This window comes from Peribacillus sp. FW305-BF15, from assembly GCF_058783805.1.
This window is the reverse complement of the sequence record NZ_JBYSYV010000007.1, coordinates 189199-200472: the sequence shown is the minus strand read 5'-3', so window position 1 is coordinate 200472 and position 11274 is coordinate 189199. Positions and strand designations below refer to the sequence as shown.

Here is an 11274-nt window from a genome sequence, read left to right as displayed (position 1 = left end):
GTAGTTGCACTTATACTGTTTTCCTTAAAAGCTTTTCCCTTTAAATCAAGAACAGTGTAAAGAAAACTCTTCGATTGGGAGACGAAGGGGATGTTCATGAATTTGGGGTGTTCACTCGTGAATTCGGACTTTCACTCGTGTATTTCGAGTTTTCACTCATGAATTGGGGTGTTTACTCGTGAATCGTTGCTTTTATTCGTGAACTTTGAGCTTTTACTCAGGAATTGGAGTGTTACTCGTGATTTTTGGGCTTTTACTCGTGAATTTCGGGCTTTTACTCGTGAGTTTTGGGCATTTACTCGTGAATTTCGGGCTTTTACTCGTGAATTTGAAGATTTTACTCGTGATTTTATGCGTTCTCGTAAATTCGGAGCTTTTACTTGTGAATTTCTTTCATTTCTTTTGGGCGAAACAAGCAATACGAGTTGCCTTTATTTGTTTTTCTTTAATATTCCGGTTCGGATAAAAGAAACCAAAAAAAGACGGGATTCCTTTTTACAAAAGGAATCCCGTCTTTTTTAATTACAAATTATTTTGCAGCGCTGTAACGTTTTGCAACTTCATCCCAGTTTACAACATTCCAGAAAGAATTGATGTATTCAGGACGGCGGTTTTGGTAGTTTAAGTAGTAAGCATGCTCCCAAACGTCCAATCCAAGTAGCGGTGTTTTACCTTCTGATAATGGATTGTCTTGGTTAGGTGTACTTGTTACTTCCAACTCGCCATTGTTGACTGCAAGCCAAGCCCAGCCAGATCCGAAACGAGTAGTAGCCGCTTTAGCGAACTCTTCTTTAAAGCTGTCAAAGCTTCCGAATTTTGAAGTGATCGCATCCGCTAATTCACCAGTTGGTTGTCCGCCGCCGTTAGGTGAAAGGATTTCCCAGAATAAAGTGTGGTTAGCGTGTCCGCCACCATTGTTGCGTACAGCTGTACGAACAGCTTCAGGTACTGCGTCAAGGTTAGCGACGATTTCTTCTACGCTTTTGCTTAGAAGCTCTTGGTTGCCTTCAAGCGCATTGTTCAGGTTTGTCACATATGTGTTGTGATGTTTAGTGTGGTGAATGTTCATTGTTTCTTTGTCGATGTGTGGTTCTAATGCATCATATGCATACGGTAATTGTGGAAGTTCAAAAGCCATAATAAAATTCCTCCCTATGTAAGCTGTTTTTTTGAGGGCTTCAGTTCTCGAAAGATACCTAAAGCTCGCTAGCAATAGAGTATCAAATTTTTGTAACCGTTTCAAACCATATGCCTCAATTTTTCATTTTTCGATTATTTTTCCTATGAGAATACCACGAATATAAAATATCCTATCATCAGAAGCTGAATGATGCCTTTTGTGATTACGCTGCTTATAAAACCTACAACGGAACCAAGGCCGATTTTGGAAGCAGTAACAGGGTCTTGTTTATGTACCAGGATCTCTGCCAGGAATGCCCCGATGAATGGACCTATCAGAATTCCGACGAATGGAATCACGAATGGCCCGACCAGGAGCCCAATCGTACTGCCCCATATCCCCGCTTTCGTGCCGCCATATTTTTTGACCCCGACCATGTTGGCAATATAATCGGCTGCGAATAAAAGGATGACGAATAAAATTTGGACCGTCCAGAAAAACCAGCCAAAAGGTTCAAAAGAATAAAAAAGTCCATATAACAATATTCCTCCAAAAATGAACAAAACACTTGGGATGATTGGAAAAATCAGACCGACAAATCCCATTATGAACATGAGGGTGATTATTATCCAAAATAGTGTGTCCATATCTCAAAAGCCCCTTTCTCATTTAATTTATAATTTGATTTATCTCTCCATAATTACCTCATTACTGTTGTTTGAAACCAATGAAGCTGAATACAGGTTGTTTTATTTTTCCCATATAGTTAAAATTGGTTAGGAATCTTATATAGATAGGTGCTGAAAACATTGAACATATTCAAACAACTATGGGTTAGCATATTTTCCCCTAAAGATATCGCTTCCTTTCAAAACCAAGGTATCGGGAAAACGATTTTATACGTTTTCTTTATAAGTCTCATCGCCTTTCTCCCTTCAGCTTTTTATTTCGGTACAATGATAGTTGATGGGATAGATGCCATGCACGAAACAGTATCCGAAGACTTACCGGCATTTGAAATCAAAAATGGCACGTTGACCACTGAAGAAGATGAGCCATTTAGCCTGAATAAAAACGGATATCAAATTTTTGTGGATGGCACGGGAGCCTTGACCCCGGAAAAGGTAGCTGCAGAAGCTGATGAGGCTGTCGCACTTTTGAAGTCTGACCTGGTTTTCGTATCCGGAGGCAATGTGCAATCCTCTCCTTATTCAGTTCTGGAGGGAAATAATCAGGAAATATCCACTTGGCTTGATTCAGTTGAATCTGTGCTGCCGATCATCATTCCATTGCTTCTACTCATATTATACCTGTTTACTGCTAGCGGAATCTTCATTAAAGTGACAATCATTGCTGCTTTTGGTCTTTTTTTCAAGAACGCTCTTGGCCGTCCACTTTCCTACAGGCATCTTTGGAGAATTAGTGCATACAGCATAACTCTTGCCACCATTTTCTTCACCATCATGGATGCTTTTCAAGCAGTTGTACCATTCGCTTCCATCATTAGCTGGTTTGTGACCTTGATGATGTTATATTTATCCATTAAAGAAACATCAGCCAATAAGATGGGAAATTGAGGTTAAATAAGATCCGGACCCACCTCGGTCCGGATCTTTTTGCTTTTGCACAAAACCGGGCAATCCTTGCCATTCCCTCGTATAACTACAGTCATCATTTTTTATATCTACTTAATTCGACAAGATACTCACCCAGTTATTACTATACTTATGATTGAAATAGGATTTAAGAGGGGATAGACGTGAAGGAGAGTCATATTGATGTACAGTGGTTGTTACTCATATTGGAGGTAAAAAAGAGTGGGCTGACCCAAAAGGAAATTCGCTCCTTTCTCAGCAATCATTCAACTATTAAGGATGTTACTCAACTGAAATAGACAATTTGAATGGCCACTCTCACATTCCATTTGAAAAATCGCCCATTTTTAGGCATATTTTTTGCCCCCTCCAAGTATAGATGAATTAAAGACAAGCTTGGGAGGATGGAAAATTGAAACGGCTACTGCTTTTTATCTCATTCTGTTTCACTTTATTTATTATATATTTTGATTTGACTACGGGTACCCTGCCGGCTTCCCATCCACCTGCCTCTACAGGCGAACCGGCCGTGCCTGCCAGCCAGCCTGCATCCGCACCATCTGCCGCTTATAAAGAAATCACCATGCAACCCGGGGATACCTTACTCTCCATCGTTGAAAAGGAAAAAGGCAAATCCAATCACCCAATCGAAACGATCATCTCTGACTTTCAAAGTTTGAATGAGGGATTGAAGCCCGAAAATATGCAGATTGGCAAAACTTATAAAATTCCCGTTTATAAATAACTTTCATATGGGGATTAGTGCCTTCACAAACACAATTAAGGGGATTTCCAAACACCAAAAACTCCCTTAAATAGGAAATGTCACTTATTGAAAAAAGATTATGCGTCCTATTTCCTTGTCAAGCGGTAAGTACATTGATACAATATTTCAGAGAAACAAATTAAAAATCAAAACTGATTTTTTCCTAAAGGAGAGAATTCCACTTGAGTGAAATCATACATCGCACCAAAACGCGGCCAATTAAAGTTGGAAACTTAACGATTGGCGGCAATAATGAAGTTATAGTACAAAGCATGACAACAACAAAAACACATGATGTTGAAGCAACGGTTGCAGAAATCCTTCGTCTTGAAGAGGCGGGATGTCAAATAGTACGCGTCGCCTGTCCGGATGAAAGGGCAGCTGACGCAATCTCTGAGATAAAAAAACGGATAAACATCCCTCTTGTAGTCGATATTCATTTCGATTACAAACTTGCTCTGAAGGCAATCGAAGGCGGAGCGGATAAAATCAGGATAAACCCTGGTAATATCGGACGCCGTGAAAAGGTTGAAGCAGTCGTGAAAGCTGCGAAGGCTAAAGGAATACCAATCCGCATCGGCGTCAATGCTGGTTCTCTAGAGAAGAAAATCCTCGAGAAATATGGCTACCCGACTGCTGATGGAATGGTGGAAAGTGCTTTACACCATATCAAGATCCTAGAAGATCTGGATTTTCATGATATTATCGTTTCGATGAAAGCTTCCGATGTGAATTTAGCAATCGAGGCATATGAAAAAGCTTCAAAAGCATTCGATTATCCTTTACATCTTGGGATCACGGAATCAGGTACACTGTTCTCCGGTACCGTAAAAAGCGCCGCCGGACTAGGTGCCATCCTAAGTCAGGGTATCGGAAGCACGATTCGTGTTTCCTTAAGTGCCGATCCCGTCGAAGAGGTGAAGGTGGCAAGGGAACTCCTAAAAGTATTCGGCCTTGCTTCCAACATGGCCACTTTAATTTCCTGCCCAACTTGCGGTCGAATCGAGATTGATTTGATTTCCATCGCCAATGAAGTTGAAGAGTACATCCAGACGGTTAAAGCACCAATCAAGGTATCAGTGCTTGGTTGTGCGGTAAACGGCCCTGGAGAAGCCCGTGAGGCTGATATCGGCATAGCCGGCGCCCGCGGTGAAGGTTTACTGTTTAGAAAAGGTCAAATCGTACGTAAAGTGCCTGAGGAGACGATGGTCGAGGAACTGAAAAAGGAAATTGACAAAATCGCTGAAGAGTACTATGAAAAACAAAGAGCCGAAGCTGCTGCAGCAGCATTACTAAATAAATAAAACAAAGAATCCCGAATTTTCATTATCGGGATTTTTTGTTTTTTATCATTTGAAAAACCCTTTGATGTAAATGACATCAAAGGGTTTAACGATGCTAAAAGAACGGGGCGATAAATATGCCAACGATGATGGAGACAACACCTATGCCGATGGCCCAAGTACCCAGGTTCGATCCCCGGCTTCTTGCCACTATACCTACAATGATACCCACAATCCCTAAAATGAAAGGCATCATGAATAACGATAAAATGGAGATGATCAATGCTATGACACCAATCGCTTTTCCTCTTGATGCCACATTCCCCAAACCATTCTCCTCTGCGTTCTCATCATTTTTATATGACCTGATTCGCTGAGGCGGTGTTGAAATCTCGGCAGACGTTTCTTCCTGATAACGGTTATCCATATTGGTTATGGTCTCACCGCTCTCATATCGCCTGTCATCTTCAGGTTTATCTTCATTATAATACCGCTCATGATGCTGATCATCCACAACGGATGGTTCACTGCCCTCTTTCGTCAATTGCATTTCATCGTCAATACTGGAGTATTGATCTTTTTCCATTCGTGCATCCCTCACTTTCGTTTGTGAAGCATTTATAGTGTATGTAAAAATCGCAGGAACCCATCGTGAAAATGGTTTCATGTCTTGGAAATAAATACGGGTTTTTACCAAAGCTATGATGGGATATGTTACACTATTACAAGTATTGAAAATGAGGAGAGATTCATCATGAAAAAACGTTTTGGCATCGATATAGACGGGACTGTCACAAGACCTGATTCCATGGTTCCCTTTTTAAATAAAGCATTTCAACTGAATTTAGCATATGAAGACATAACCGAATATGACTTATTGCCTTTCGTGAATGTTCCAAAAGAGGATTTCACTAAATGGTTCATCGAGACCGAGCCGCTCATCTATTCCGAATCATTATTAGCTGAAGGTGCGAAAGATGTATTGGAAAAATGGACAGAACAAGCCAACCTTTATTTCATCAGTGCCAGGAGCTCCCGTTTATTGGATGTAACGAAGAATTGGTTCACGAGTAATCAAGTCCTATATGATCATATAGAGCTTGTAGGTTCACACGATAAGATTGCTGCAGCCAAAAAATTCGAAGTCGATCTCTTTTTGGAGGACAAGCACGATAATGCAGTGGCAATTTCTGAAGAGTGTAAAATACCCGTGATTTTATTTAATACCCCTTACAACCAAGATCCCGTGCCTGAAAGGGTGATTCGGGTCAACAATTGGCAAGAAGCCTCTGCCTGGGTGAATCAATGGATGTCAGGGGAACCGGCAACTATAAAATGAGACAAGAAAAAACCATTGACTTGAGGTCAATGGTTTTTATGCTTCCAAAGATACGCTGCATGCAGGACAGCGTCCGTAAATTTCAAATTTATGCCCCGAAACATCGTAGTCCTTCAAGCTTTCCTGAAGTTCCTGCATCGGGCACAATTCAATTTCTTTCGTTTTTCCACAGTTCAAACAGATAAAGTGGTGATGGTGGGAAGAATGACCGCATGTAAAACGAAAACGCTTTTCCCCTTCCAACTCGGTCGCTTCAAAGATGCCCAGTTCGACAAATAATGAAAGATTTCTGTAAATCGTATCGAAGCTTAAACCTGGATAATCCTGTTTCATATTCTCCAATACATCTTTGGCCGTTAAATATTTATCGCTGGAAGAGAAAAGCTGAAGCATTTCTTCCCTCTTTCCTGTATGCTTAAAACCTTTATCTTTTAAAAGTTGCATGGCAGTAGTTACGTTCAAAATACATCACCCCATCTATCGATTTTTCCACTTATCAAACAAAATTGACAAGATGAGAATTAGTACAGCTATTATTACAATGGTCCCGCCTGGAGCGAGGTCAAGGTTGTAGGATAAGAATAATCCGCCTATGACGGAAACTTCACCGAATAATACCGAATAACCAATCATCTGCTTAAAGCCCTTGGCAAAGCGGAGACTGGCTGCTACCGGGAGCGTCATGAGCGAAGAAACAAGTAATATGCCAATGATTTTCATGGAAGCGGCAATAACCAATGCGACCATGACGATAAAAATAAAATGAATCGCTTTATAAGGGATTCCAGACGCTTTGGCATGCTCTTCATCAAATGATAACAGAAATAATTCTTTATACAATAAAGTGAGCATCAAGGCTACGACTACCCCCACTGCCAAAATGACGTACAAGTCCGCCCGGCTGACGGCACTGACACTGCCGAATAAATAACCATATAAATCCGTATTGAAACCATCAGCAATGGATATGAAGATGACACTAAGACCCATGCCGCCGGACATAATGATCGGGATTGCAAGCTCTTGGTAATGCTTGTACACCCCTCTTAATTTTTCAATGAATAATGAACCACCTACAGAAAACGCCATTCCAATATAAAGTGGATTCAATCCTGCTAAAGATAGAAAGCTCTTCTGCAGCAATAAACTGAACGCTATACCAGCAAGCGCTACATGACTGAGCGCATCGGAAATCATCGACATCCGCCTTACCACGACAAAAACGCCCACTAATGGCGCAATCGCTCCGATGATGATTCCGGTCAAGAATGCGTTCTGCAAAAATTCAAATTGCAATATCCCCGATATCATTGGGCTATCCTCCAAAACATATTAATGATCATGATTTAAAAATTGGACTCCATGTCCATAAATGGACGAGAGTTCACCTTCATCCAACTCATTATATTCACAGGCATCCCCATGAAAATGAAGCTTTTTATTCAAGCAGGCGACATGTGTGACTTTATCGGTCACAGTACCAACATCATGGGTTACTAAAATCAGGGTTATTCCTAATTTTTTATTCAACATCTCAAGCATTTCATAAAATTGGTGGACGTTTTTTGAATCAACGCCAACAGTGGGCTCATCCAATATCATCAATTCCGGCTCGCTGACCAGTGAACGGGCAATGAATACCCTCTGCTGCTGGCCTCCGGACAATTCCCCGATATTGCGGTTTTGATATTCCAGCATGTCCACTGATTCCAGAGCCTTCTTCACCTTTTGCTTATCCTCTTTGCCAGCGAACTTAAATAAGCCTATTTTTTTGGTCAAACCGCTCTGAACCACCTCAAATACAGTGGCAGGGAATCCTGAGTTGAAGGAATTCGCCTTTTGGGAAACGAACCCGACCTTTTGCCAATCTTTAAAGCGCCGAATGTCTTCACCGAATATTTCAATTTTCCCCTTTTGGAGCTTGAACAGACCAAGCAGCAACTTCAAAAGCGTTGATTTACCGGATCCATTCGGCCCGACGATAGCTAGGAATGCCCCTCTGGGAATTTCAAGAGAAACATGTTCCAGTACCAGATCTTTTGTATATTTGTAAGATATATCTTCAAATTTAACTATGGGGTTTACTACATTATCCAAAGAGATCACCTATTTTTTAAGAATCATTACGATTAACAATCGTTAGTATAAATCAAAGAAGTCCAGATGTAAAGAATCCGGTCCTCCGAACAAGTCCCGATATGCCTTGAATCACAAAAAAATGTTATCTGAACCAATTTCGTAATCAAACAAAGTTTCATGTTCACATACATCCACTTCCTTCATATGTTTTAACAAAGGAGGAGATCGTTTGAAATTATTTGAAATGATGGTCAATCATAAAATCAATAGTATACGCCCAGATGAACTGCTTTCCCTTGCTAAACAGCATAAGGTTTCACTCACCCAAAAACAAGCACAGGATATTACTGCACTTCTAGCCGGTAAAAATATTAACATTTTTGATATACGTCAAAGACAGAACGTACTTGGTCAAATTACAAAAGTTGCCGGAGCAAGCACGGCCAGGGAAATAGAATCCCTCTTCAACAACCTTACATCCAATTTTTAAAGATTCCAAGCCTGCTGACGACAGTCTTTATTTGAGCATACTTAATCCAAATGCAAAATGAAAGGACGATTCATCTTCATATCGATGAATCGTCCCTTTCTATTTGTGATTATTGGAATCTGATCTTTTCCAATAAATCTTCTTCAAATTGTTTATTCTTGAACATATCAATTTCGAATTTATATGGGGCCTTTTTGTCTTTTTTGTCTTCCCCTACATAAGGTGTTTCCAGGATTTTAGGAACAGAGCTTAATTGCGGATGGTGGACAATATCATTCAAAGCCTTAAAACCAATATGGCCGAAACCAATGTTTTCATGGCGGTCCTTACGCGTGCCGCGTTCGTTTTTGCTATCGTTTATGTGAAGTACCTTGATTCGGTCAATACCGACCACTTTATCAAATTCATTCAGTACTCCATCGAAATCCTCGATGATATTATATCCGGCATCGTGAGTATGGCAAGTATCGAAGCAAACCGATAATTTTTCATTATGGGTCACACCATCAATGATCATCGCCAGCTCTTCGAAAGACCTGCCACATTCGGAACCCTTACCCGCCATCGTTTCAAGGGCAATCTGAACTTTATCGTCGGCAGTCAGCACTTCATTCAAACCTTCGATGATTCTCTTTATTCCCAATTCACTGCCTGCACCAACATGCGCACCTGGATGAAGTACGATCTGCCTTGCACCTATCGCTTCGGTCCGATCGATTTCACTGCGTAAGAAGTTGACTCCAAGTTCGTATGTGGCTGGATTCGTGGTATTTCCTATATTAATGATATACGGAGCATGGACGACGATATCACTGATTCCATTTTCCTCCATATGCAATCTTCCGGCTTCGATATTTAAATCCTCGATTTTTTTACGTCTTGTGTTTTGAGGGGCCCCTGTATAGATCATGAATGTATTGGAGCCATACGAAGCCGCTTCCTGACTCGCAGCAAGAAGCATGCCTTTCCCGCTCATTGAAACATGCGATCCAATCTTCAGCATCTGATTACTCCCCTATTTCTTTCTCTGTATACGACGTTCGCGTTTTTTAAAGTTTTCCACATCGCGTTGAATTTTCTTTTTGTATCCTGGCTTGACTTTAGTTGGCTTCTTGACGTGCCTGCTCGCTTTAACATCGATATCAGATTTTTGTTTTTTACGGTTTTTCCGTTTATTACGTTCGTCGATATCAACCCAATCACCGTTTTGGATATCGGCATCACGGAACTCGATGCCCATTTTTTCAAGGCGGTTCAATGCATCTTCATCGGAAGTATCGTAAATGGTAGTGGCAATGCCTGAATATCCTGCACGAGCCGTCCTGCCCGTCCTATGGATATAAAAATCCAAATCTGAAGGCAATTCATAGTTAATGATATGGCTTACACCTTCAATATCGATTCCACGGGAAGCCAGATCAGTCGCAACGATGAATTGATACTCCAAATCATTGATTTGCTTCATCATTTTTTTACGCTCACGAGGCGTTAAATCCCCATGAATTCGGCCGACATTCAACCCTTTTTCGATCAAGGAATTAGCCACATGGTCCGCCATTTTCTTTGTGTTCGTGAAAACTATCGCCAAATAAGGATTATAACGAACAATGATGTCATGAAGTAACTGCTCCCTGTTACGGTGGCGAAGCGGTACGAGAACATGTTCAATTTTCGCAGCTGTCGCCTGCTTCGGATTCACCTGAACATACTTTGGATTCTCCATATATTTATTCAAAAACGGCTTCAATTTTTCTGGGATGGTTGCCGAAAAGACAAGCATTTGAATTTTTTCAGCCATACGTGATGCAAATAAATCGACATCTTCTATGAATCCCATATCTAGCATAAGATCCGCTTCATCGACTACAAGCATTTTTGCTGTATACACCTGTAATGCCTGGGCTTCAACCAAGTCCTTGATCCGGCCCGGCGTACCAATTACCAATTGCGGCTGTGTCTTCAATTTATCGATCATTCGCTGTTTATCAGTACCACCGATGAAACAACGGACTTGAATCTGCTCATCCTCAGGGAAATGGTCAGCAATTTTCAAAGCTTCTTTGTAGATTTGGTTCGCTAACTCACGGGTTGGTGCGGAAATAATCGCTTGAACCTCATTTTTACCAGCATCAAGCCTGTTCATGATCGGCAGCAAATAGGAATGTGTCTTTCCTGTACCTGTCTGCGACTGTCCAATTAAGCTACTTCCCTTTAAAAGCGACGGAAGCACGCGCTCTTGAATTTCCGTCGGCTTATCGAACCCTAAAGTACGAACCGCATCTAGAATGTAGCTTTTCAAATTAAATCGTTCAAATTGATTTTGTTTCATCAAAAAACCCCTTTATCCTGTCAGTCATAAGACATGTCCTGTTATTATAATAAATTTTACACAAAAAGCGCAAGCGCCTGGGTTGCTCGTGAAGAAAATAGGGATTGTCCCATAAGGCGCATTTTGCCTTGTGAGGGCAATCCTCTTTTTCACATCGAGCTGGGCGCTGAAGCTGGATTACTCAAAAAGCGCAAGCGCCTGGGTTGCTCGTGAAGAAAATAGGGATTGCCCCATTAGGCGCTTTTTGCCTTGTGAGGGCAATCCTCTTTTTCC

General features: G+C 41.1%; 13 protein-coding genes. 5 read left to right on the top strand and 8 right to left on the bottom strand.

The window, feature by feature from the left end; translation table 11 throughout:
- Positions 1–529: 529 nt before the first annotated feature.
- Positions 530–1138: a superoxide dismutase SodA gene (gene sodA / locus AC3WLU_RS09715; RefSeq protein ID WP_034308436.1), complete on the bottom strand. Its 609-nt coding sequence runs from the start codon at positions 1136–1138 to the stop codon at positions 530–532.
- A gap of 143 nt (positions 1139–1281) precedes the next feature.
- Positions 1282–1767 (bottom strand): DUF456 domain-containing protein, encoded by a 486-nt coding sequence (locus AC3WLU_RS09710; RefSeq protein WP_048677991.1) that lies wholly within the window; start codon positions 1765–1767, stop codon positions 1282–1284.
- A gap of 162 nt (positions 1768–1929) precedes the next feature.
- Between AC3WLU_RS09710 and AC3WLU_RS09705 the strand changes: the two genes are divergently transcribed.
- The 3 genes from AC3WLU_RS09705 (at position 1930) to ispG (ending at position 4785) form a co-directional block, all read left to right on the top strand.
- A complete protein-coding gene (locus AC3WLU_RS09705) occupies positions 1930–2697 on the top strand; it encodes a DUF1189 domain-containing protein (protein ID WP_063575668.1) in 768 nt (255 codons plus the stop codon).
- Between the two features lie 430 nt (positions 2698–3127).
- Positions 3128–3460, top strand: coding sequence for a type IV pilus assembly protein FimV (locus AC3WLU_RS09700; protein WP_057278832.1), 333 nt, complete (start codon positions 3128–3130; stop codon positions 3458–3460).
- Positions 3461–3672: 212 nt separating this feature from the next.
- Complete coding sequence (gene ispG / locus AC3WLU_RS09695; protein ID WP_187050875.1) at positions 3673–4785, top strand: flavodoxin-dependent (E)-4-hydroxy-3-methylbut-2-enyl-diphosphate synthase; 1113 nt, start codon at positions 3673–3675, stop codon at positions 4783–4785.
- A gap of 94 nt (positions 4786–4879) precedes the next feature.
- Here the strand turns inward: ispG and AC3WLU_RS09690 are convergent, their stop codons facing one another.
- Entirely contained in the window at positions 4880–5350 is a 471-nt protein-coding gene (locus AC3WLU_RS09690) for a DUF4190 domain-containing protein (protein WP_268563537.1), read from the bottom strand.
- Positions 5351–5518: 168 nt separating this feature from the next.
- On the opposite strand from AC3WLU_RS09690, the gene AC3WLU_RS09685 reads away from it, so the two are divergent.
- The gene (locus tag AC3WLU_RS09685; RefSeq protein ID WP_034308447.1) at positions 5519–6103 is read left to right on the top strand and encodes a 5' nucleotidase, NT5C type; all 585 of its coding nucleotides are present in this window, start codon (positions 5519–5521) and stop codon (positions 6101–6103) included.
- A 36-nt stretch (positions 6104–6139) separates the two neighbouring features.
- Here AC3WLU_RS09685 and AC3WLU_RS09680 read toward each other — a convergent pair whose 3' ends face one another.
- Genes AC3WLU_RS09680 through AC3WLU_RS09670 form a run of 3 tightly spaced genes read right to left on the bottom strand, consistent with a single transcriptional unit; the run spans position 6140 to position 8200 of the window.
- Positions 6140–6565: a Fur family transcriptional regulator gene (locus AC3WLU_RS09680; protein ID WP_034308449.1), complete on the bottom strand. Its 426-nt coding sequence runs from the start codon at positions 6563–6565 to the stop codon at positions 6140–6142.
- Between the two features lie 15 nt (positions 6566–6580).
- A complete protein-coding gene (locus AC3WLU_RS09675; protein ID WP_207437172.1) occupies positions 6581–7414 on the bottom strand; it encodes a metal ABC transporter permease in 834 nt (277 codons plus the stop codon).
- A gap of 21 nt (positions 7415–7435) precedes the next feature.
- On the bottom strand, positions 7436–8200 hold the full coding sequence (locus AC3WLU_RS09670) for a metal ABC transporter ATP-binding protein (RefSeq protein WP_053535720.1): 765 nt from the start codon (positions 8198–8200) through the stop codon (positions 7436–7438).
- A gap of 211 nt (positions 8201–8411) precedes the next feature.
- Here AC3WLU_RS09670 and AC3WLU_RS09665 point away from each other — a divergent pair, with 211 nt between their 5' ends.
- Complete coding sequence (locus tag AC3WLU_RS09665) at positions 8412–8672, top strand: DUF2624 family protein (protein WP_034308456.1); 261 nt, start codon at positions 8412–8414, stop codon at positions 8670–8672.
- A 109-nt stretch (positions 8673–8781) separates the two neighbouring features.
- On the opposite strand, the gene AC3WLU_RS09660 is transcribed toward AC3WLU_RS09665, so the two are convergent.
- Together AC3WLU_RS09660 and AC3WLU_RS09655 are read right to left on the bottom strand one after the other, a co-directional pair.
- Positions 8782–9675 (bottom strand): deoxyribonuclease IV, encoded by an 894-nt coding sequence (locus AC3WLU_RS09660; protein WP_241634581.1) that lies wholly within the window; start codon positions 9673–9675, stop codon positions 8782–8784.
- 12 nt (positions 9676–9687) lie between these two features.
- Positions 9688–11001: a DEAD/DEAH box helicase gene (locus tag AC3WLU_RS09655; RefSeq protein WP_413021990.1), complete on the bottom strand. Its 1314-nt coding sequence runs from the start codon at positions 10999–11001 to the stop codon at positions 9688–9690.
- Positions 11002–11274: the final 273 nt, after the last annotated feature.